Here is a 22,205-nt window from a genome sequence, read left to right as displayed (position 1 = left end):
GTTTAGTCGGAAGCTAAAAACCATTAATGATTTAAATGGTTTAAATTATTTCGTTTAGTCTGGGGCAATAAAGAAACGGCTAAAGATATCTTTAGCCGTTTTTCAAATTAAGAAGTGTTTAATTGGTTTTTACGTAGACTCGCTCAGGACGTCCCACTCGACCATGCTCATTCTCAGCATCTAAGAAACCATTTGCTGAGCAATACTCTAAATAACGTCTCGCCGTTGTCTTACTGATGCCGACCTGCTCTCCTAGCCTTTCAGCCGTATATTTAATCCCCGTGTTTTCAATAAAGGTCTGCTTTATTTTATCTAAGGTCAGTTCACCAATACCTTTCGGCAAGGTATTCGCTGATTTTTCTCTAGCCTGAATATTGAAAAGGTCGTCGACATGGCGTTGGCTAATATTATCGTAAGCATTTATTGCACTATTATATTGAACATAGCGATTTAATGTATCCTTCAAGCGAACATACGATACGGGTTTTAGTAAATAATCGAAGCATCCACAGTGCATTGCCTCTTTAACCGTTTCCATTTCGCTAGAAGCTGTGATCAATATAACATCTGGTTTTGAATCTGATTTATCCGCAACGATACTTCTTAACAAATCAATGCCTAAACCGTCGGGAAGAAAGTTATCTAATATAATTAATTTCGGCTTATTAACCTTGAGCATTGTTTTAGCCATGCTAATAGTATTAGCGATACCTACTGGCCTAAAACGCATCATCTGCCTTAAAAATTGTGCATGTAACTCAGCAATTCCAACTTCATCTTCAACGATTAAAACATCTATAGAGTCCATTATCTGTTACCGTTCTTTGGAATAAAAATAGAAAAAATAGTGCCCTTAGGCTCTGCGTTGTCGACCAAGATGACACCACCGGCATTCGTTACATAACGATTAATCAGATACAGGCCAATACCATGCCCTTTATCATCATTTTTACTTGTAACGCCTCGGTTAAAAATCGTTCCTGCTATTTCAGGATCAATGCCGCATCCATTATCACCAATTTCAATAACTAATTCTTTTCCTGCATCTGTAATAAGTAATGTTATTACTTTATCGCTTTCAGGATTTTTAAGCGTCGCTTCAAATGCGTTGTCGATCAAGTTACCTATAATTGCGGATAATTCATCATCATCAATATTGTCCGGTAAATTATATAACTGACAGGTAGGATCAAACTGTAACTGAAGTCCCAGTTCTTGAGATCGAGCATATTTCCCAAGTAATATACCCGCGACTTGTTTGCATTTTATTCTTGCACGTATGAAATCAATAAGTTGTTGTTTTTTCGTATTTTCATTATTAATTAATGAGAGCGCAGATTCATATTCACCAATCTCAATTAAACCCGATATTGTTGATAATTTGTTCGCATGCTCATGCCTCATTACTCTCAAGCTATCTGTATATTGTTTGATTTGAGTCAATTCAGCCGTTAATGAATTTATATCATTCTTGTGCCTAAAACTGATTACCCAACCAATTAACATATCTTTATCAAAAATGGCGACTCTATTAGCAATCAGAGTTTGTCCATTAATAGATACAATTTCATCTTTTATATTTTCTTCGTAGGGAGTTTGAAAAAAGAACTGAGTGTGATTGAGATATTCCAAAATGCTTCTATTCTTTATTTCACTCACTTGTTTATCGGTACCTAGCAAATCAATCGCACTTTTATTTACTACGAGAATCTTGCCAGTTTTATCGATGGCGATGATCCCTTCATACACGGATTGCAAAATAGAACGCTGCAAGTAAAGTGCTAACGCAATTTCTGAAGGCTCCATTCCATTCATTTTCTTTTTGATATGACTGGAGAAAAGCCAAGCGCCTATCAGCGTTAACAGCAGAATTGCTCCCAGTTCAAAAGAAACTGGTTTTGCATAGAATACAAGCCATTGGTCAAATCGGTTAAACAGGTACCCAACAGAAACAACACCAATGATTTCACCGTCGAAGTCTACAATGGCACTTTTACCGCGAACGCCATATCCCAAAGAACCTTTGCGAACAGATATATAGGATTCACCCCTCTCTAATGCGGCAGCGTTATCCCCGCCTTGCATCGGCAAACCAATATTTTCTTTTATCGGGTGAGATAAGCGTATGCCATCGTCATCACCAATGACAATAAAACTCGCATCCGATATTTTGGTTAAACGATTAATGATTCTCTCTATTGCTGGGATGTTTTTTATCCTAACTTCCTGAATTAAGTTCGGGTCACTAGCAATTTCCTTCGCTTGAATTAGCGCTCGTGTTCCAACCTGATGCTCAAGCGTATCAAGTAAGGACTGATGAAAGTTCACACCCATGAAAATCATTTGAAGGCTCATAAGAGCAAAAATAAGAAGAAAAACTTTGACGCGAAAAGAAGCTCCAGTCTTCATCTTTTCCATCATATTCATACATTTATTTCCTTATTATTAATTAATGCGAACTTATAAAGTGCTCAATTCAGATACGAATGTTAGCCTGTTTCGCCAGCCAAGTTAGTAATGTGTGTCAAAAGATGATGAAAACGCAGAGAGGGAGAACGCTGTCTCCCTCCTTCGTTACTGATTTCTCCAATGATTAGCCAAGTACATATTTAATCATTACGCCGGCGGCAACCGCTGACCCAATAACGCCCGCAACATTAGGACCCATTGCATGCATAAGTAGGAAGTTTTGTGAGTTCGATTCTAAGCCCAGTTTGTTTGATACTCGAGCTGCCATTGGCACTGCTGATACACCTGCAGAACCAATTAATGGGTTAACTTTTTCAACACAGAGCCTGTTCATTAGTTTCGCCATCAAAAGGCCTGCTGCGGTTCCCACACAGAAAGCAACAATCCCTAGAGCCAAAATTCCAAGTGTTTGTGGTTGTAAAAACTTATCTGCCATAAGTTTTGAACCCACAGATAATCCAAGGAATATCGTCACTATGTTGATAAGTGCATTTTGTGCTGTATCAGAAAGGCGTTCGACAACACCACATTCACGCATCAAGTTACCAAAACAAAACATTCCCATCAGTGGTGTTGCTGAAGGCAACAACATAGCAATAAGAACCAGCAACATTAGCGGGAAGCACACTTTCTCGATCTTGCCGACTTTGCGAAGTTGCTTCATTTCGATTTTACGTTCCGCCTCTGTTGTCAGCGCACGCATGATCGGTGGCTGAATCATAGGAACCAATGCCATATATGAGTATGCTGCCACAGCAATCGCGCCTAGGAGTTCAGGAGCGAGCAGGCTTGATACATAAATAGCCGTAGGCCCATCTGCACCACCAATAATGCCGATAGCTGCAGCTTGAGCTACGCTGAAATTCATTATCCCTAGCTGACTTAGACCAAGCGCACCCAACACCGTGGCAAAAATACCGAATTGCGCAGCGGCTCCCAGTAGCAAAGTTTTAGGATTGGCTAATAGCGGACCAAAGTCCGTCATAGCGCCTACACCCATAAATATCACCAGAGGCCCTACCCCAGAGGCAATGGCTACATGGTAAAAGGTGTATAGCATGCCGTCAGAGTATTGATATTGCTCAGCAAGCAAACCCAAATGCATCTTCTGCTCAGGAGTGGCCATCTGCACAGCATGCTTGATCGCATCCGGCGTAGATTCTACAACGTTGAGTATCTGCGCGAATGCTTGCATTACATCTGCTTTGCCAGCGTGAATAGCAGCATCTACCGCATTAATGGCGAGGTTCGCGTCAGGCAAGTTTGAAAGAATTCCGCCCAATCCGATAGGCACGAGCAACAATGGCTCGAAACCTTTCACGATTGCCAGATAGAGCAGAATCATACCAATGATAATCATCAGAAATTGGCCCCATTGAAGATGGAGAATGCCAAAATCACTGATTAAACCGATTACACTGTCCATTTCAGATCCTTATGCCAATGCAAATAGTTCATCACCGACCTGAACCGCATCGCCTTCTGATACAGCCATTGACTCGACTTTACCGTCACGAAACGCCTTAATCTCGGTTTCCATTTTCATCGCTTCGAGAATTAGCAATGTTTCACCTTCTTTGACCATATCACCAATTTTTTTGTGAATTTTCCAGATGTTACCTGCTAGCGGAGCGGAAACTGGTTCAGCCGAACCCGAAGAAACAACCGGCTGTTCTGCGGCAACAGGAGCACTCGTTGAAGCAGCCAGAACTTCAGGATCAGCACCTTCGTTGATTTGAACTACGTAAGCCTGATTGTTCACGTTCACTGTGTATACAGCTTTGTCTGAAGGCTTCGCTGCTTTAGGCTGTTTAACCACTTCGGCAACAGTTGGAACTGGCTCAAAAGCCTCTGGATTATTGCGATTAGCCAAAAACTTCCACGCGACCTGGTCAAACAGAGCGACAGTTAGTACATCATCAATGCTATTTTCAGCCAGTTCGATGCCTTTTTCCTGCGCCTGATTCACTACCGATTCCATTAGCTGGTCGATTTCAGGTTCAATGAGATCTGCTGGTCGGCAAGTGATCACTTCAGCGCCATCGAGTACACGTTTTTGCAACTCTGAATCAACTGGCGCTGGTGTTTTACCATACTCACCTTTTAATACCCCTGCCGTTTCTTTGGTGATGGTTTTATAACGTTCACCCATCATGACGTTAATAACGGCTTGAGTACCCACGATTTGAGAAGTTGGTGTTACTAGCGGGATATAACCTAGGTCTTTTCTGACTTTCGGAATTTCTGTCAGTACTTCATCGATTTTATCCAACGCGTTTTGTTGCTTTAACTGACCTTCCATGTTCGTTAGCATTCCGCCTGGAACTTGAGCAACAAGAATGCGTGAATCGGAGCCTTTTAGTTGGCCTTCAAAAGCGTGGTATTTTTTACGAACGTCTCTAAAGTAAGCGGCAATGCTTTCCAATTTCTCGATATCTAACCCAGTGTCGCGTTCCGTTCCTTTCAATGCCGCAACGATCGATTCAGTCGATGGATGACCGTAAGTACCACTCATAGAAGAAATCGCGGTATCTACGCGGTCAACGCCAGCTTCAATCGCTTTAAGCAATGTCATATCCGCAATACCCGCTGTGGAGTGGCAGTGAAGATGAAGCTCAACATCCACAAGTTTCTTCAAGTTAGAAACCAGTTCATAAGCCTCGTACGGAGACATAACACCGGACATATCTTTAATCGCAATCGAACTAACGCCACATTCCAAAAGTTGCTCTGCCACATCAACCCATGATTGCATGGTATGAACAGGGCTGGTTGTATAACAGATGGTACCTTGTGCATGTGCGCCTTGGTTGTTTACCGCTTGGATTGCGCGTTTCATGTTACGAGTGTCATTTAATGCATCAAAGATACGGAAAACATCCATACCATTGACTACAGCACGCTCAACAAACTTATCGACAACATCATCGGCATAATGGCGATAACCTAGGATATTTTGACCACGCAATAACATTTGTTGCTTGGTGTTTGGCATTGCTTTTTTTAACTCTCTTAGACGCGCCCACGGATCTTCGCCTAAGAATCGGATGCAGGAGTCAAAAGTCGCACCACCCCAAGATTCTAGTGACCAATAGCCAATTTCATCGAGCTTAGATGCTATCGGCAACATATCATCTAATCTCATTCGCGTAGCGAGTAGCGATTGATGTGCGTCACGCAATGCAACGTCAGTAATACCGAGTGGTTTAGCTATTTTAGACATATTAAATTCCTCTAACCTCAAGCCTGAACTTGCTTATTAATTTTTTGATTGTGGTGGTGTAGTACTGCGGAAATCGCGGCGACCAAATTGTCATCCTGCGCGACGGTAGAAACTGGTTTATTTGTTGAAACAACCGCTTTTTCAGGGGGTGAAAACTTAATCGATAAAATGGATAACAGACGGGTTGCCGCGACTAGGAGCGCTAGAAAACAAAAAACGAATCCCATGCCCAGAAACATAAGATTGACGCCTTCAAGAATAATTGGACCTTCGTTCATCTTTCGAACCTTTGGATATTGAAAGTTCAAATAGTCTAACGAAATAGAAGGAATGGACTTCGTGAAGCACATCATTCAATTGGAACCATTAAACGTATTAAATGGCGTAAATAAATTTAATTGGTTTCACCCAAGATTCTTGCCCAAATTGAAAGATACACTCAAAGAAATAAATTCATTTAATCCATTAACAACACAAGATTTACCATAATTTGTATTTCACTCCTCAGTTACTAGATACCTCTGTTATTAGCATTAGTGGGATATTGGTCTGAAGAGGAAAACTCATCATGGGGAGTGTTATGTCTTTGTATGATGTTCATCAAATTTGTTTAAATAATCTAAAGCGACAAACTCAATTAACAAGAAAATATGAACTTCCTTTAATTATCGTCAAAACGAATATTTCCAGTGAGCTTAATGAAAGTGAACAGGCTCATTTTGTTTATAAGTTGGCGTTAGAAGAAGTGAACAAAAAATTAGCGCTCTTGAATGCGATGGTGCTAGAGCACGAAGATGCCACCAATAATTCGAATCTAGAATCAGTGTTTGTGGTGAAAGGTATCACTACGACAAATTTAAAGCGTGCTATGGTGAAAATTGAAAACAGTCACCCACTAGGCGACCTATTCAACATTGATATTATTGACCCGCAAGGCTATGCGGTTTCCAGGAGAGGTTCTCAGATGGAACCTAGACGCTGCATTCTGTGCCAATATCCCGCCAGTTACTGTTCAATGAATCATCGTCATTCTGTTGATGAAATAAAGCACAAAATCAACTCAATCATCGCACAGTTCTAATTCTGTTTAACTCTGTGCGAGTTACCATAAAAATTATCTCTCTATTATTGGGAACTGACCGCCCCTCTATTTAAGCCGCTCAGTTCTCTTTTTTATTTTACTGATCGACCGTCAGCTTAGTTCTACTGTCAACTCATGCTCAATTGCTTTGCTTGGGCAATTCTTAGCGCCGCTTGTTTTCTCTTCGCGTGATAGGCGGAAGTGTCTTCCTTAAACAGTTGATGTAAATAAGCATAAGTCGTTTCTGGAACAATTTTTTCAATAGCTTGCCAGTTGTTTTCAAATAATAACTGTCTAACTAAAGAAGCCGATATTGGTGAGTCTGCTTCTTCACAGCGAGGAATTTCTACGTAAGTCACTTTAGGGCTGTCAATGGTTGGTGTCGATAACCACTGGTGCATTTGCTGATTGTAGAAACGGGTTACCTTACAAATCGGTTCCGTTCCTACATATCGGTGCGTTATACCTAAGGCTGGAGCAATATACTGACGGAAAATTTGCAAATCTACAGCGGTATGGCAGTAATTAATTACTCCCTCATCCTTTAGAAAATAACTTGGGAAAGTCGCTCTGGATATGATGTAGTCAGAGCCAGCATGAACTGTGACGTTGTTAAACTCTTTCACGCCCGCTTTGATCATATTTAGGCGGTCTGAATAGGAAAAGAAAGAACGGTCTTCCTTCACAACAAACAGATGCACCCAGTCACAGTTTTCTGAAGCATGCTTTACTAAATAGCGATGTCCGTTGGTAAACGGATTGGCATTCATAACAATACTGCCAATTTTTTCACCCGGTTGAGCAAAGCTACTTAAATTTTCGCAATGTTCCTTAAGTCTTGTTTTGCTGTTTTCCAATAAGACAACTCTGTCTTTTACGGCGGTAAGTTGGTGAAATCCCGCTTCGTGGAACATGCGGTAATTATCTGGCTTGGTGTAGATAAACAGGTTATAACGTCCCATGTCATAAGCATTCGTGACAACTTCAGTGAGTAATCGCGTTGACAACCCCGTTCCCTGTAAGTCCGGAGAAACGGCTACCGACTTGAGTGTGTGTCCAGCCAACCCCGCGCATCCAACAACTGCGGCAGAATTCAAAGCAATGACAAAAAACTCGACATCGGCATCTATCCCTAACCCCATACTAAGCAAGAACTGCCGCACCTTTTCCATTTGGCTGCTATTTTGAGTATTAATTTTCTGGAATTGGTATGTATCAAACACAGCGATCTCTCAACAACAAAACGGATAACGAATTATCTTAAGTCCTATAAATAATTTAGTGACTTTCGAGCAATCTATAAAGAAGCATTAAAACTGTTTATGGCGTTTATGAATTTATTCTCTCACGGTGAGCATCACGCTCTAAATTGAAAACCCATTCATAAACAAAAAAGAGCCAGCCCAGATAAATCCGAGCTGACTTCTTAGTTCACTGTTGAGATACCATTTAAGCCACTTGAGCTTGTTGTTTGCGATTACGTAGCATACCAATCAGAGGTACGGCAATTGACAAAACAGTAATAGCAATGAGCACTTGAGCAACGGTTGAGTGAGTAAAGATCGACAATTCTTGGTTTGAGATTCTAAATGCTTGACGGAATGACTGCTCCATCGTGCCACCTACGATACAAGCAAGAATCATCGGCGCTGTAGGCACATGAGCACGCTTCATCACTACACCAGCCACACCTAAAATAGCTAGGATATAGAAGTCAATAACTGAGTTACTAATTGCGTAACAACCAATGAATGCAAGACCTAATACAATTGGGTAAAGCATTTTTGGTGGAATGGCTAGCACTCGAACCAATACACCAGCGAGTGGGATATTCACCACCGCTAAGATGATGTTGGCAACAAACATACTCGCGATAAGACCCCATGCTGTTTCTGGATATTGAGTGAATAGAAGCGGCCCTGGTTGAATACCCAACATCAATAGTGCACCCATCATCACAGCCGTCGTACCAGACCCTGGTACACCTAGTGATAACATTGGGATCATTGCACCGATAGACGCTGCGTTATTTGCAGATTCTGGTGCAGCTAGCCCCTCAATAGCACCCTTACCAAATTCTTCGCTGTTTTTGGAGAGTTGCTTCTCATTGTTGTAGCACATAAGCGATGCCATCGTACCGCCCGCACCGGGTAGAGAACCGATAATAAACCCAACTGGAGCACTACGTAGAATCGGCCATTTTGAACGAGACCAATCATCACCACTAATCCAAATACGTTTGAACTTGGTTTGCGCTTTCTTCGTACCTTCACTTAATGAACGGAAGCTCTTAAATACTTCACCTAGTGCATAGATACCAATAATAACAACAAGGAAATCAACACCCGTTTGAAGCTCAAGGTTACCGAAAGTGAAACGTTCAACCCCAGACTGCGCATCGATACCAATAGTGGCTATTGCTAAGCCGATCACCATAGAGAAGAAGCCTTTGAGCATGTTTCCTTTAGACATGGAAGCTGTCATAGATAGCGCGGCGACCATTAACAAGAAGTACTCAGCAGGACCAAATTTTAAGGCAAAACTCGCCACTGGCTCAGCCAATAATGTCATCAGGATAGCCGCAATAGTACCGCCGACTAATGACGCTATTGCAGAAATGGCCAACGCAGATTCAGCACGGCCTTTCATTGCCATTGGGTAGCCATCAAAAGTTGCGGCCAAGGCTGCACCGTCTCCCGGAGTGTTAATCAAAATAGAACTGCGCGAACCACCGAACATTGCACCGATATAAACACCAGTCATAGTGATCAATGCAGCCGTAGGTCCCATCGCAAAAGTCATCGGCAATAGCACCGCAACACCTGTCGCAGGGCCTAAGCCAGGCAACATACCGACGATAGTGCCGAGTACGCCGCCCACAGTTACAAGTAATAGATGGTAAGGCTGTAAAGCGACGCCAAATCCATTCACTAAGTTAGATAAAGTATCCATCATAATAGTTCACCCTATTCCCCGAATGGTAATGGTGGAAGGCTAATACTTAATAGCGTGTTAAATATGAAATAAACGCCGACAGAAAATACAAGCGAGATAACGACACTTTTTTTCCAATCCTCTTTCCCACTAGTAATTGTCATCATCACAACCATAAATAGAAATGTGCTGATAACGTATCCTAGATGTTCAAATATAAGCGCGTAGCCAACCGAAAGAAGACAGGTATATAAAATACGGCGACGGTCATTTTTCTTGCTAGCATCTTCGTTAATCAAGTTTTTATATGCTTGTACTGAAGCATTAAAATTGCTTTTAACCAGTAAAAGAATACCGATTAAAAATGAAATTGCGGATACTCCAAGAGGGAAATAAATTGGATCCATAGGATTACCAAATGCAGCTCTTGGCATCGAATACGACATATATCCGTAAATAACGCCAAAACCTATTGCAAATAATCCCGTGAATGCGTCCCAATTAGGACTGACATCATTTTTCTTCATAGGAACAAGACCTTATTGCTAGATTTAATTATTTTTAAATCAAGAATAAGAGGGAATATTCCCCTCTTATGTAGTAGGAACAGAACATTATTTTTTAGCGAAAATTTCGTCTAAAATTTCTTTATATTGGTCGTTAGTTTTGGCTAGGAACTTAGTGAAATCTTCACCATTTTGATATGCGGCATCCCAACCGTTACGTTTACGAGCTTCGGCCCACTCCGGTGACTCAACCATGTTTTTAAGCGTTGTGCCCCAGTAAGCAACCGCGTAATCAGGCATATCTTTTGGTCCGAACAGGCCACGCCAGTTTTCAAACGTTGTATCAATGCCTTGTTCTTTCACTGTCGGGATATCCGCGATAACACCTTCGCCAACACGTTTATCTGCTGTTTGTGCTAATGCGCGCAAGTTGCCGCTTTTCACCAACTGAACTACGTCACCAAGTCCTGTAGAGATAAGGTCTACGTGTCCACCCAATACTTGAGCAACCGCACCACCATCTTGGAAAGAGATGTAGTCAATTTGGTTTAACTTCGGCACACCAGCCGCCTTCGCAACCATAAGGAACTGAATGTGGTCCATACTACCCGCAGAAGAAGTACCACCAATTTTCACCGATTTTGGATCCTTTTTTAGAGCATCCATTACTTCTTTAATCGAGGTATATTTGGAATCTTTAGAAACAACAAACGCGCCGTAATCAGTAATTAATCGAGCGAGAGGAGTCGTATCTTTGTAGCTATATTTACTTGATCCGGTTAAATGTGTGAGCAAAATTGGTGGGGAGTAAACAGAGATTAAATTGTCTTTACCCATCTGAGTCTGCATGTAAGCTAGGTTCACTGCACCACCACCACCAGGTCGGTTAGTAATCGGCATATTCGATTTAACTAGCTTGGTGTCTTTCAACGTTTTAGCGACTGTACGTATGGTTAAGTCCCAGCCACCACCTGCACCAGCGGGAGCAATAAAAGACATAGTTTTAGGCGGGTAGTCCTTTGCCACTGCACTACTCAACGGCATAAACGCTACAGAAGCTAGGGCGGTACCAATCATTACACTTTTGATATTCATGTTCATGGAAATTCCTATTATTGTTATTGGAAACTATCCAACGCTTCGCTAATTTATTTTCATCAGCTTGGCGTCGATGAATTAATTATCCATGAGAGCTGTAATGTTATTTGTGAGTTAAAACTCTTAAGATTAGTTCTTTAATGCTGAAAATGGCGTTAATGAATTTTAATAATCCTCCACCTTCAGAGAACAATTAGTATTTAGCCGTTACAAGCGATAGTATTTAGACAAAGCCATTGTTAAAGGTAAAACGATGAAACGAATCGCTATTATTGGTGCAGGCTGGTTAGGTTTACCGCTCGCCAAACAGCTAGATAAGCAAGGCTATTCGGTGATCGCCAGCAGAACATCCGATGCAGGTCTATTAGAGCTTAAAGAAAATGGAATCGCTGGTTTTGTTTGTGACCTCAATAACCCCCAAGGTCTAGCTGATACACTTTCCAAGTTCAACATTGATACCGTTGTCGGTAGTTTCCCCCCGGGCTTTCGCCGTGGACAAGGTGATGAATACATTACCCAATGGCAAACCTTAACTGAAAAAGCTCTGTCTTCGGAAGTTCAAAAGTTGGTCATGATCAGTTCAACCACTGTCTATCCCGACCGAGCAGACGAAATGTGTGAACAAGATGCATCTCTTGAGCTGACTGTAAATAACGATGAATTCTCAGCCAATGCGAAGAAGATGTTGCAGGCGGAACAAACTGTAATAGACTCAGGCTTAGATTACGTCATTGTTCGATGCAGTGGTCTTATTGGCCCCAATCGTCACCCTTCCCGCTTTGCGGCTAAGTTAAAGCAGGTCAGTCGATTGGCGCCAGCAAACATGCTGCACCTCAACGATGCTATCGGTGCGACAGTTTTTGCTATTGAGCACCTCAACCATACGATAGTTAACGCCACCACTCCTGCGACTGTGAGCAAAGCTGAGTTCTATCAAGCCGCTCTTAAAGCCGCAAATTTGGATGAAGAACTCCCTCCAATTGTTGATGTTGCAGACAAGAGAATTGTCAGTGACAAACTCATCAAAGCGGGATACAAGTTTCACTATTCTCACACTCTGGAGGCCTTGTAAGGCGATGAGTAAACGAATTTATCAGCATTTAGAAACGCTTTGGCAATATATGCAAATGGGACACCAGCTACAGAAAGCCGATGTCATCATTGTTCTTGGAAGCAACGATACTCGTGTCGCCGAAGTTGCAGCGTCCCTTTATCATCAAGGCTTGGCTCCTTTGGTTGTATTCTCTGGCGGTCATGGTCGTTTCACTGAAGGACTATTTGAACGCAGCGAAGCAGTAACTTTCGCTGAAGTGGCAAAAGATTGCGGCTTACCAAGTGACGCCATACTGCTAGAGCCGCGTTCTTCTAACAGTGGCGAAAATGTACTTTTCACCTACGAGCTTCTAAAGAAAAAAGGCATCACAGCCAAAAAAATCATTTTAGTTCAGAAGCCTTATATGGAAAGACGAGCGTATGCGACTTTTATGCAGCAATGGCCAGAGGAACTGGAATCACTGCAAGTGACGTCTCAGGCGAATAGTTTCTTTGATTATCTGACTGAAGACCTGACGTTAGACTTCGTCGTTGAAGCGCTGATTGGCGATTTTGAGCGTATTCAAAGCTACCCTGCCAAAGGTTTCCAGATTGAACAGGAAATCCCAGAGGAAGTATTACAAGCCTATTCAGCATTAAAGCCACTGGCCGCCTAATAGATACGGAGCTTGTGAAGCAAAAAAGGATGGCAATGCCATCCTTTTTCTTTATTTATTTTCGCTATTTACCCAATGCTTCTTTGTAATGCATTCGGCAGACAGAGACGTATTTATCGTTGCCACCAATCGCGACTTGATCACCTTCTGAAATCGCATTGCCATGTTCATCGGTACGGATAACCATGTTCGCTTTACGTCCACAATGACAGATGGTTTTCAATTCCACCAGCTTATCTGCCCATGAAAGCAGGTACTTACTGCCTTCAAACAGTTCACCAAGGAAGTCTGTGCGCAGACCATAACACAGTACTGGGATATGTAGCTTATCAACCACTTCTGTTAACTGATAAACCTGCTCTTTAGACAGGAACTGGCACTCATCAACCAATACACAATGGCGTTTTTCATCTTCATTGAGACTTTTGATCGCTTCAAAAAGGTTTGTTTCGGCTTGAAATAGATGCGCCTCTGATTCCAGACCAATACGCGAACTCACTTTACCAATGCCATAGCGGTCATCAATTGCTGCGGTAAAGATAACAGGTGTCATCCCACGTTCTTGATAGTTAAAAGACGATTGCAGCAGTGTGGTTGATTTACCTGCATTCATTGCAGAGTAGTAAAAATACATCTGAGCCAAGGGACAAATTTCCTATCTTATTCAAAATCATTTTGTGGGGATTATACAAAGCAAAGAGAATACTTACTTTGATCCACTATCAGTTAGACAATAAAAAGGGTGGCTAGTTAGCCACCCTCAAATCAACGCAGGAATTACTCTGCTTTTTCTTTCGCAACAGTTACAGCAATTGCTAGCTCTTCAAGAGCCGCTGGGTTTGCCAAACTTGGCGCATCAGTCAACAGACACGCAGCAGCGGTTGTTTTAGGGAACGCAATAACATCACGGATGTTATCAGTACCACATAGCAGCATCACTAGACGGTCAAGACCGAATGCAAGACCTGCGTGTGGAGGCGTACCGAACTTAAGAGCATCCAATAGGAAACCGAACTTAAGTTGTTGCTCGTCAGCTTCAATACCTAGGATATCGAATACTGCTGCTTGCATTTGTGCATCGTGAATACGCACAGAACCACCACCCACTTCGTAGCCGTTTAGTACCATGTCGTATGCGTTAGAAAGCGCAGCAGTTGGGTTTGCCTTCAACTCTTCTGGAGTCATGTTCAGAGGAGACGTGAATGGGTGGTGCATTGCTGCAACATTACCTTCACCATCGCTTTCAAACATTGGGAAGTCGATAACCCATAGTGGAGCCCAAGTTGAAGTATCGGTTAGCTCTAGGTCTTTACCTACTTTCAAACGTAGCGCACCGATAGCTTCAGCAACGATGTTCGCTTTGTCTGCACCAAATAGGATGATATCGCCATTTTGAGCGCCAGTACGTTCGATGATAGACGCAATGATCTCTGCAGTCAGGAATTTCGCTACTGGAGATTGAATGCCTTCAGCACCTGCTGCTAGGTCATTCACTTTCATCCATGCCAAACCTTTCGCACCGTAAATCGCGACGAATGAAGTGTATTCATCGATTTGTTTACGGCTCAGTGCAGCACCGCCAGGTACGCGTAAAGCAGCCACACGGCCGTTCTCATCGTTCGCTGGGCCAGAGAATACTTTGAAATCTACCTCTTTAAGCAGATCAGCAACATCAACCAACTCTAGTGGGTTACGTAGATCCGGCTTATCGCTACCGAAACGACGCATCGCTTCTGAGTAAGGCATGATTGGGAACTCGCCCAAATCTACACCTTTCAGCTCTAACCACATTTCACGGATCATTTTCTCAGTCACAGCGCGAACTTGTTCTGCGCTCATGAATGACGTTTCGATATCGATCTGAGTGAATTCAGGCTGACGGTCAGCACGTAAGTCTTCATCACGGAAACACTTAACGATTTGGTAGTAACGGTCAAAACCAGACATCATCAGCAGCTGTTTGAATAGCTGAGGAGACTGAGGAAGCGCGTAAAAGCTACCTTTGTGAACACGGCTTGGTACCAAATAGTCGCGAGCGCCTTCAGGTGTTGCTTTCGTCAGTACTGGTGTTTCGATATCTAGGAAATCGTTGCTATCTAGGAAACGGCGAACAAAGCTTGATGCTTTTGCACGTAGCTTAATGCGGTCGCTCATTTCTGGACGACGTAGGTCCAAGTAACGGTATTTCAGACGTTGCTCTTCTGAGTTCTTCTGGTTGAAGTCTAGAGGCAGTGCATCACTGCGGTTGATAATAGAAAGGCCAGTTGCCAAAATTTCTACTTCACCGGTTGCCATGTCTTTGTTGATTTGGCTATCTGGACGAGCGCGAACTTCACCCGTCAACTTGATACAGAACTCATTACGAAGTTGGTTAGCAACTTCAAAGACGTCTGCCATATCCGGATCAACAACCACCTGAACGATACCTTCACGATCTCGCATATCAATGAAGATAAGACCGCCTAAATCACGACGACGGTTAACCCAACCGCACAGCTCCACAGTTTGTCCTGCAAGGGACTTGTTCAGGTGACCACAATAATGGCTACGCATAATGAAATTCCCAATCTCTTAATAAGTCATCAAATTCTATGCGACACAATCAACTCTGTTGAAGTAGTTGTTCAGAACAACTTTTCTTCAAGAAAGGACTCTGCCACGGAAAAGTTCCATTTATACGCTGAAAGACGTATAAAATCGACCTTCCAGAATACAATTTGTTGTGTTTTATCCATCGTTGCTGACATTTAGTACAATAAACCGCCATTTTAGCGACAATAGCATCTGCAACATGGAAAAATTGGCGCTGATTATAGCGCTAAAGTATCGTATTCTTCAAAACTCTCGTGACGATAAACAACAAAAAGAGCAAACAACACTGGCTATGGATGCAATGGAATACCCTCTTCGACTCGGACTGACGATGTGGTCTCACCCTTTCTGGCAGCAGCATTTCTACGGAAGTGGTACTCAAGCATCACAGCGACTCGAAAAATACGCTCAGGTATTTCATACGGTAGAGGGCAATACTACCTTTTACGCCTCTCCGTCCCCCGCGACAGTCAACAATTGGAAAGCGGCAACACCAGAGTCATTCCGATTTACTTTTAAACTGCCGAAATCCATTACTCACCAGAACATGTTGAATGGTTGTCAGGACGAACTGAAAGCCTTTATGAGCTTGATGGAACCGTTACATGAAAAAGTAGGCATGTGGACCATTCAACTGCCTGCCGCTTTTGGCCCAACTCATCTGGAACAATTAAAGAAGTTTCGACGTTATTTCCCAGCGCAATTTCCTTTGGGTGTGGAAGTCAGACATCCAAGTTTTTTCACTAAAGGGGAGGCAGAGAAAGCACTGAATCAGTGGCTGAACGAAGAAAACATCGACCGCATCATTATGGATAGTCGCCCTCTTTTCTCAGCAGAAAGAAACTCTGATGTCATTATTGATGCGCAGCAGAAAAAACCCAGAGTGCCGGTTCACGCAATTTCGACCGGAAATAAACCGATGATTCGTTTTATCGGTCATCCAGACATGGATGCCAACATGCCCTTCTTCGAACCTTGGGTTCAAAAGCTGCCGACTTGGATTGCCGAGGGAAAACAACCTTATGTGATGATTCATACTCCAGACAACAACTATGCTCCGGAGTTAGCGCTGGCGATTTACCAACGTTTGCAAAGCGTAGTCACTCTGCCGGATTTAGCGCAATTCCCCGCTCAAAGCGATACAAATCAACTAAGTATGTTTTAGAAATAAATACATAAGCTGCATTTAATGACAGACGCCACATTTTTTCATAAAATACGCGCCTTTTCTTGAACCATCTACTGTTTAAGTAGGCATTTTGCTTCGGCGTGAGGTCAACAATGAGCCCAAAAGACACTATCTTTTCTGCCCCAATCGATAAGATTGGCGATTTCACGTTTGATGAGCGTGTGGTTGAAGTCTTTCCGGACATGATTCAGCGTTCGGTTCCGGGATACAGCAACATCATTTCTGCTATTGGTATGTTGGCAGAGCGATTCGTAAAACCAAACACTCAAGTGTACGACTTAGGTTGCTCGCTTGGTGCTGCCACGCTATCAATTCGCCGCCACATTCAACAGGAAGGCTGCAACATCATCGCAGTTGATAACTCTCATGCGATGGTTGAACGCTGCAAACTGCATGTGAACGCTTACCGTTCGGATACCCCTGTAGAAGTGATTGAAGCGGATATCCGCGATATCGAAATCAGCAATGCATCTATGGTTGTGCTGAACTTCACTTTGCAATTTTTATCTCCAGAAGATCGCTACTCTTTGCTGGAAAAAATCTATGCAGGCTTACGTCCGGGCGGCATTCTGATTGTGTCAGAGAAGTTCGTTTTCGATAACGAAAGTGCCCACGAACTGCTTATCGACCTGCATCATGATTTCAAACGTGCAAACGGTTATAGCGAATTGGAAATTAGCCAAAAGCGCAGTGCAATTGAAAACGTTATGCTTCCAGATTCTATCGAACTGCACAAAGAGCGTTTTGCAAAATTGGGCTTCTCCAGCTTCGAAGTTTGGTTCCAGTGCTTTAACTTCGGCTCAATGTTTGCCATCAAATAAGATTTTAGAGGCTGAAGTACCGCCCTTACCTTCAGCTTCTCTTTATTGTTTTTAGGGTCTCAAATTTTTGATTAGGATTCTCCATGTTGAATTTTGCTAATGTCTATCAATTGCTTGCGCAAGACACACGCCTGCAACCTTGGCTCAATGTCTTGCCTCAACAACTTACTGACTGGCAACAACAACCTCACGGTGACTTGGATCGCTGGTTGCGCGCTTTAAACAAAATTTCAAGCTCGCAACCAGATCATATCGACCTGAAAGAGTCGGTAACTGTCAGCAACAGTGAACCACTCGCTGATGGTGAACAGAAAAAACTGGAGAATTTGCTCAAGACTTTCCACCCTTGGCGTAAAGGCCCTTACCACCTGCACGGCATTCATATCGATACTGAATGGCGCTCAGACTGGAAATGGGATCGTCTGCTTCCACATATTTCACCGTTAAAGAACCGTTCCGTATTGGATGTGGGTTGTGGTAACGGCTACCACATGTGGCGCATGCTGGGTGAAGGTGCATATCAAGTGATTGGTATTGACCCTTCAGAGTTGTTCCTAGTTCAGTTTGAAGCTGTACGTAAGCTAATGGGTGATAACCAAAAGGTGCACTTGTTACCGTTAGGTATTGAGCAACTTCCTGAACTGAAAGCGTTTGATACAGTATTCAGCATGGGTGTTCTGTATCATCGCCGTTCTCCGATCGACCATTTGATTCAACTGAAAAACCAGCTCGTCTCTGGTGGTGAATTAATATTGGAGACGCTTGTCATCGAAGGCGACGAAAATGCCGTATTGGTTCCGTTTGATCGCTACGCACAAATGCGCAATGTGTACTTCTTCCCGTCCGCTTTGGCGTTAAAAGCATGGCTAGAAAAAGTGGGCTTTGTTGACGTGAGAATCGTCGATGAGAACGTAACATCCGTTGATGAGCAACGCACAACCGAATGGATGACCCATAACTCTCTGCCGGATTACATTGATCCAAGTGACCCAAGCAAAACCGTTGAAGGTTATCCAGCACCAAGACGTGCAATTTTGGTGGCAAAGAACCCTTAATCACCTTCAGATCGTTCTCAAATCACATAAAGTTGCAGTACTGCAACTTTATGTGGCTATGTAAGCTCCGGCAGCGCTGAAGGAATAAGTAAATCCGGGATCTTTTGACACAGTTTTAACTCTCTCTCCCTCTTTCAAAGTTATCCTATCGGCTGGATGAAATCGTCATCTTTGTGTCGTCAAATATCACTGTAAAAACAAATAAATAAGGCCGTAAATGTTTAAGCGCATAGCACCAATTGTAGCTCTAGGCTTACTTTCTGGTTGTACCCTAATGAATGGTGATGAATATCATCAAGCCACACTTACTGCGATTCAGCAGTCAAATGCCCAAATCACTAATGAAATAACCAATTTACAGCTTCAACTTAGTAATCAGAATGATTATATCGATAGCCTAGAAAGCAAAGTTCTGACCTTAGCGGATGATGTGAAAGAACTAAAAGTCATCGCAGCAAAACGTGCACCGAAAAGCGTTAAAAAGTCTCCTACCTCTAAACAACAATTCGTGCCCAAGCCACAACCGCAACATAAGTTAGTTCTGGGTGAAATCGAACACGTAGAAATTAAAGCGCTTGATCAAATGTTCGATGCCCGTGTAGATACTGGTGCAGCAACGTCTTCACTCAATGCGATTGATATTTCGGAATTTGAACGTAATGGTAAGAAATGGGTTCGTTTTCATTTATCAGACGGAGAAAACAAACCTGATGATTCAAATTGGATAGAATCGCCAATTATACGTTACGTACGAATTCGCCAATCGACCAATGAAGAGACTGAAAGACGTGCAGTTGTTCAGCTATGGGTTAAAATTGGTAGCATCAACGAAAAAACAGAATTTACGCTGGCAGACCGCTCTCAAATGAGCCATCCTATCTTGCTAGGGCGCGAGTTTATTCGTGACATAGCTGTAGTGGATGTCAGTCGTAAATACATTCACACAGAGACAAATTAATAACAAAAATAAAGGTAACTTATGACGTCAAGAGTTCCATTTTATCTATCAGTTTTTTTACTGATTGCAGCTGGGATTGCTTTAAGTGTGCTCCGTCATCAAAATTATGGAGTACCTTGGACACCTGGTGAAACCCGCCAAATTTGGGATGTTGAAGCTAGGATAGAATTTAACGCATTAGGCAAAGAAGCTAAGGTTTCTCTTGCTGCTCCTCACACGCAAAATGGCTACACCCTTATCGGCGAAACCGCCTCTTCACCCGGTTACGGCATTTCCTATGTCAGTGACCAATCTGGCCGACGTGCTGAATGGTCTATCCGACAAGCTCAAGGTCCTCAAACGATTTACTACAAAACGCAGTTTCTTGTAGACCCTCAAGCAAAAGTCACCACGGTTCCTCCAATGCAAGAAGTGGTCAAACCGACGTTTGAAGGCCCTGTAGAAACCGCTGCAATTGCTCTGATTAACCGCGCTACCGAACGCTCTGCCGACGATATCTCTTTCTCGCGCGAATTAATCAAAAACCTGAACGATTCTGAAAGCCAAAACGCGGCGTTACTTACCAATAAGATGAGTAAAGTAGAAGCGGCGGAAAAGCTACTTTCTTACGCTCAGATTCCAAACAAAGTTGTGGGTGTTATTCATCTTGAAGATGGGCGTCGTCGTCAAACCATTCAACACATGAACCAAGTGTGGGATGGTAAGAAATGGGTTCTTTTCAACCCAGAAACGGGCACGCAACCTTCTCATCCAAACCTACTCGTTTGGGATGAATCGAACGTATCGCTATTGGATGTGATTGGTGGCCGTAATAGCCAAGTGCACTTCAGCATGATCGCTCAAGAAGTGTCACCACAGCAGGCAACCGACAACAAAGTTGATGCTGATGGTCTGCTAAACCTCTCGATTCACAGCTTGCCACTTGAAGAACAAGCGATGTTTAAAACCATCATGCTGATCCCGATTGGCGCACTGATTGTTGTGTTCCTACGCGTGATCATTGGTCTTAAGACATCCGGCACATTCATGCCTGTTCTGATTGCTGTGGCATTCGTTCAGACACAGCTAACAACGGGTATTATTGGCTTCCTACTTATTGTCGGGACGGGGCTTATTATTCGAAGTTACCTATCCAAGCTGAACTTGCTACTGGTCGCGCGGATATCCGCAGTTATCATCGCGGTAATATTGATTATTTCTATCTTTACTGTTGTAGCCTTCAAGATTGGCTTAACAGAAGGCTTAACCATTACTTTCTTCCCTATGATTATCCTCTCTTGGACAATCGAACGTATGTCTATCCTATGGGAAGAAGAAGGCGCGAAAGAAGTCGTGTTGCAAGGCGGCGGCTCACTTCTAACGGCAGTATTAATTTACTTGGCAATGACCAACTCTTATGTACAGCACCTGACCTTTAACTTCATCGGTCTACAACTGATTGTTCTGGGTATCATCTTGCTACTAGGTACATACACAGGTTACCGCATCACAGAGTTGCGTCGATTTAAGCCTCTTGTAGACGGAGATTAATATGTTTCTTAATCTCTCAGAATACACATCACCCTTTAAGCTAAAGCACAAAGGGATTATGGGAATGAACAAGCGTAACCACGCTTATATTGGTCGTTACAATGACCGTTCTAAATACCCATTGGTGGATGACAAGCTCAAAACAAAGCTGATTGCTCAGCAAGCTGGCGCAACGGTACCAAAGCTCATCGGTGTCGTGAGCAACCAAGGTGACGTAAAGCATATCCATGAGATGGTCAAAGACTGGCAGGGGTTTGTTATCAAACCCGCTCGTGGTAGTGGCGGTAAAGGGATTCTGGTTATCACGTCACACAAAGATGGCGTGTATACCAAACCTTCGGGTTCAACCATCAACAAAGAAGACGTAGAACGCCATGTGAGCAATGCATTGGCTGGCCTGTTCTCTTTGGGTGGTAAGAACGACGTTGCTGTCGTTGAAAACCTGATTAAGTTCGATGACTGTTTTGACGGCTTCAGTTACGAAGGTGTGCCCGATGTGCGTATTATCGTATTTAAAGGCTACCCAGTAATGGCGATGATGCGTCTTTCCACATCCGCTTCTGACGGTAAAGCGAACTTGCACCAAGGTGCTGTTGGCGTGGGTATTGATATTGCTTCGGGTAAAGCGGTGCGTGCTGTTCAGTTCAACCGCCCTATCAAACTTCACCCTGATACCGGAAAAGAACTGAATACCCTTCAGGTACCTCACTGGAAACGTTTGTTAACGCTTGCGGCAAGTGCTTGGGAAATGACAGGCCTTGGTTATATGGGTACGGATATGGTGCTCGACAAAGAAGAAGGGCCTATGGTGCTAGAACTTAACGCCCGCCCCGGTCTAGCGATTCAAATCGCAAACGGTGCTGGTCTTCTACCTCGTCTGCAACATATTGAGAGTCTCGGCACACCGATGATTTACCCATCAGCAGAAGAGCGTGTTGCTTACGCCGCCAAACATTTTGGAGCCAAAGAAGAGTAATCACTCCCCCCTTCTCCTAAAACACAAAGCCAGAGATGAATTCTCTGGCTTTTTTGTATGGGTA

General features: G+C 43.1%; 20 protein-coding genes. 9 read left to right on the top strand and 11 right to left on the bottom strand.

All coding sequences use genetic code 11. From position 1 onward, the window contains the following. Positions 1-118: 118 nt before the first annotated feature. From HUO09_RS03555 to HUO09_RS03535, 5 genes are all read right to left on the bottom strand, one after another. Positions 119-811 carry a response regulator gene (locus HUO09_RS03555; protein WP_188233191.1) on the bottom strand — a complete coding sequence of 231 codons (693 nt, stop codon included), beginning with the start codon at positions 809-811 and terminating at the stop codon, positions 119-121. Beyond that, positions 808-2,427 (bottom strand): sensor histidine kinase, encoded by a 1,620-nt coding sequence (locus HUO09_RS03550; RefSeq protein ID WP_188232994.1) that lies wholly within the window; start codon positions 2,425-2,427, stop codon positions 808-810. Before HUO09_RS03550 ends, HUO09_RS03555 begins: the two co-directional genes overlap by 4 nt. 166 nt (positions 2,428-2,593) lie before the next feature. Next, positions 2,594-3,895, bottom strand: coding sequence for a sodium ion-translocating decarboxylase subunit beta (locus tag HUO09_RS03545; RefSeq protein ID WP_188232993.1), 1,302 nt, complete (start codon positions 3,893-3,895; stop codon positions 2,594-2,596). A gap of 9 nt (positions 3,896-3,904) precedes the next feature. Beyond that, positions 3,905-5,692, bottom strand: coding sequence for a sodium-extruding oxaloacetate decarboxylase subunit alpha (gene oadA / locus HUO09_RS03540; protein WP_188232992.1), 1,788 nt, complete (start codon positions 5,690-5,692; stop codon positions 3,905-3,907). A gap of 17 nt (positions 5,693-5,709) precedes the next feature. Continuing rightward, the gene (locus HUO09_RS03535; RefSeq protein WP_188232991.1) at positions 5,710-5,970 is read right to left on the bottom strand and encodes an OadG family protein; all 261 of its coding nucleotides are present in this window, start codon (positions 5,968-5,970) and stop codon (positions 5,710-5,712) included. A gap of 302 nt (positions 5,971-6,272) precedes the next feature. Here HUO09_RS03535 and citX point away from each other — a divergent pair, with 302 nt between their 5' ends. Then, positions 6,273-6,773 (top strand): citrate lyase holo-[acyl-carrier protein] synthase, encoded by a 501-nt coding sequence (gene citX, locus HUO09_RS03530; RefSeq protein ID WP_188232990.1) that lies wholly within the window; start codon positions 6,273-6,275, stop codon positions 6,771-6,773. Between the two features lie 128 nt (positions 6,774-6,901). Here the strand turns inward: citX and citC are convergent, their stop codons facing one another. The 4 genes from citC to HUO09_RS03510 all read right to left on the bottom strand — a co-directional run bounded on the left by citC (position 6,902) and on the right by HUO09_RS03510 (position 11,314). Next, positions 6,902-7,996, bottom strand: a complete 1,095-nt coding sequence (citC, locus tag HUO09_RS03525; RefSeq protein WP_167412669.1) for a [citrate (pro-3S)-lyase] ligase — start codon at positions 7,994-7,996, stop codon at positions 6,902-6,904. 226 nt (positions 7,997-8,222) lie between these two features. Further along, entirely contained in the window at positions 8,223-9,728 is a 1,506-nt protein-coding gene (locus tag HUO09_RS03520; RefSeq protein WP_217701676.1) for a tripartite tricarboxylate transporter permease, read from the bottom strand. Between the two features lie 11 nt (positions 9,729-9,739). Beyond that, positions 9,740-10,234 (bottom strand): tripartite tricarboxylate transporter TctB family protein, encoded by a 495-nt coding sequence (locus HUO09_RS03515; protein WP_188232989.1) that lies wholly within the window; start codon positions 10,232-10,234, stop codon positions 9,740-9,742. An 87-nt stretch (positions 10,235-10,321) separates the two neighbouring features. Beyond that, on the bottom strand, positions 10,322-11,314 hold the full coding sequence (locus tag HUO09_RS03510) for a tripartite tricarboxylate transporter substrate binding protein (RefSeq protein WP_167412671.1): 993 nt from the start codon (positions 11,312-11,314) through the stop codon (positions 10,322-10,324). A gap of 250 nt (positions 11,315-11,564) precedes the next feature. On the opposite strand from HUO09_RS03510, the gene HUO09_RS03505 reads away from it, so the two are divergent. Both HUO09_RS03505 and HUO09_RS03500 read left to right on the top strand, forming a co-directional pair. After that, positions 11,565-12,383, top strand: coding sequence for an NAD(P)H-binding protein (locus tag HUO09_RS03505; protein ID WP_188232988.1), 819 nt, complete (start codon positions 11,565-11,567; stop codon positions 12,381-12,383). A 4-nt stretch (positions 12,384-12,387) separates the two neighbouring features. Further along, complete coding sequence (locus tag HUO09_RS03500; RefSeq protein ID WP_167412673.1) at positions 12,388-13,020, top strand: YdcF family protein; 633 nt, start codon at positions 12,388-12,390, stop codon at positions 13,018-13,020. A gap of 64 nt (positions 13,021-13,084) precedes the next feature. On the opposite strand, the gene HUO09_RS03495 is transcribed toward HUO09_RS03500, so the two are convergent. Together HUO09_RS03495 and aspS are read right to left on the bottom strand one after the other, a co-directional pair. Next, positions 13,085-13,663 (bottom strand): thymidine kinase, encoded by a 579-nt coding sequence (locus HUO09_RS03495; protein ID WP_188232987.1) that lies wholly within the window; start codon positions 13,661-13,663, stop codon positions 13,085-13,087. A gap of 134 nt (positions 13,664-13,797) precedes the next feature. Then, positions 13,798-15,573 (bottom strand): aspartate--tRNA ligase, encoded by a 1,776-nt coding sequence (gene aspS / locus HUO09_RS03490; protein WP_167412675.1) that lies wholly within the window; start codon positions 15,571-15,573, stop codon positions 13,798-13,800. A 340-nt stretch (positions 15,574-15,913) separates the two neighbouring features. Here aspS and HUO09_RS03485 point away from each other — a divergent pair, with 340 nt between their 5' ends. The 6 genes from HUO09_RS03485 (at position 15,914) to HUO09_RS03460 (ending at position 22,141) form a co-directional block, all read left to right on the top strand. Beyond that, entirely contained in the window at positions 15,914-16,777 is an 864-nt protein-coding gene (locus HUO09_RS03485; RefSeq protein ID WP_223159311.1) for a DUF72 domain-containing protein, read from the top strand. Positions 16,778-16,893: 116 nt separating this feature from the next. Continuing rightward, complete coding sequence (cmoA, locus tag HUO09_RS03480; protein WP_167412676.1) at positions 16,894-17,622, top strand: carboxy-S-adenosyl-L-methionine synthase CmoA; 729 nt, start codon at positions 16,894-16,896, stop codon at positions 17,620-17,622. Positions 17,623-17,705: 83 nt separating this feature from the next. Beyond that, on the top strand, positions 17,706-18,677 hold the full coding sequence (gene cmoB, locus HUO09_RS03475; RefSeq protein WP_167412677.1) for a tRNA 5-methoxyuridine(34)/uridine 5-oxyacetic acid(34) synthase CmoB: 972 nt from the start codon (positions 17,706-17,708) through the stop codon (positions 18,675-18,677). Between the two features lie 217 nt (positions 18,678-18,894). Next, complete coding sequence (locus HUO09_RS03470) at positions 18,895-19,635, top strand: ATP-dependent zinc protease (RefSeq protein ID WP_188232986.1); 741 nt, start codon at positions 18,895-18,897, stop codon at positions 19,633-19,635. 21 nt (positions 19,636-19,656) lie between these two features. After that, a complete protein-coding gene (locus HUO09_RS03465; protein WP_167412679.1) occupies positions 19,657-21,165 on the top strand; it encodes an inactive transglutaminase family protein in 1,509 nt (502 codons plus the stop codon). A gap of 1 nt (position 21,166) precedes the next feature. Continuing rightward, the gene (locus HUO09_RS03460) at positions 21,167-22,141 is read left to right on the top strand and encodes an alpha-L-glutamate ligase-like protein (protein WP_167412680.1); all 975 of its coding nucleotides are present in this window, start codon (positions 21,167-21,169) and stop codon (positions 22,139-22,141) included. The last annotated feature ends 64 nt before the right edge of the window (positions 22,142-22,205 follow it).

This window comes from Vibrio sp. Y2-5, assembly GCF_014596725.1.
Taxonomy (GTDB): domain Bacteria; phylum Pseudomonadota; class Gammaproteobacteria; order Enterobacterales; family Vibrionaceae; genus Vibrio.
The sequence above is the reverse complement of the archived record's forward strand: the minus strand, read 5'-3'. Positions and strand labels throughout refer to the sequence as shown.

Bases quoted from the DNA above. Each gene is read 5' to 3' on its own strand.
- HUO09_RS03550 (WP_188232994.1), bottom strand. From the start codon at position 2,427: ATGAATATGATGGAAAAGATGAAGACTGGAGCTTCTTTTCGCGTCAAA.
- HUO09_RS03545 (WP_188232993.1), bottom strand. From the start codon at position 3,895: ATGGACAGTGTAATCGGTTTAATCAGTGATTTTGGCATTCTCCATCTT.
- oadA (WP_188232992.1), bottom strand. From the start codon at position 5,692: ATGTCTAAAATAGCTAAACCACTCGGTATTACTGACGTTGCATTGCGT.
- HUO09_RS03535 (WP_188232991.1), bottom strand. From the start codon at position 5,970: ATGAACGAAGGTCCAATTATTCTTGAAGGCGTCAATCTTATGTTTCTG.
- citX (WP_188232990.1), top strand. From the start codon at position 6,273: ATGTCTTTGTATGATGTTCATCAAATTTGTTTAAATAATCTAAAGCGA.
- HUO09_RS03520 (WP_217701676.1), bottom strand. From the start codon at position 9,728: ATGATGGATACTTTATCTAACTTAGTGAATGGATTTGGCGTCGCTTTA.
- HUO09_RS03515 (WP_188232989.1), bottom strand. From the start codon at position 10,234: ATGAAGAAAAATGATGTCAGTCCTAATTGGGACGCATTCACGGGATTA.
- HUO09_RS03510 (WP_167412671.1), bottom strand. From the start codon at position 11,314: ATGAACATGAATATCAAAAGTGTAATGATTGGTACCGCCCTAGCTTCT.
- HUO09_RS03505 (WP_188232988.1), top strand. From the start codon at position 11,565: ATGAAACGAATCGCTATTATTGGTGCAGGCTGGTTAGGTTTACCGCTC.
- HUO09_RS03500 (WP_167412673.1), top strand. From the start codon at position 12,388: ATGAGTAAACGAATTTATCAGCATTTAGAAACGCTTTGGCAATATATG.
- aspS (WP_167412675.1), bottom strand. From the start codon at position 15,573: ATGCGTAGCCATTATTGTGGTCACCTGAACAAGTCCCTTGCAGGACAA.
- HUO09_RS03485 (WP_223159311.1), top strand. From the start codon at position 15,914: ATGGAATACCCTCTTCGACTCGGACTGACGATGTGGTCTCACCCTTTC.
- cmoA (WP_167412676.1), top strand. From the start codon at position 16,894: ATGAGCCCAAAAGACACTATCTTTTCTGCCCCAATCGATAAGATTGGC.
- cmoB (WP_167412677.1), top strand. From the start codon at position 17,706: ATGTTGAATTTTGCTAATGTCTATCAATTGCTTGCGCAAGACACACGC.
- HUO09_RS03470 (WP_188232986.1), top strand. From the start codon at position 18,895: ATGTTTAAGCGCATAGCACCAATTGTAGCTCTAGGCTTACTTTCTGGT.
- HUO09_RS03465 (WP_167412679.1), top strand. From the start codon at position 19,657: ATGACGTCAAGAGTTCCATTTTATCTATCAGTTTTTTTACTGATTGCA.
- HUO09_RS03460 (WP_167412680.1), top strand. From the start codon at position 21,167: ATGTTTCTTAATCTCTCAGAATACACATCACCCTTTAAGCTAAAGCAC.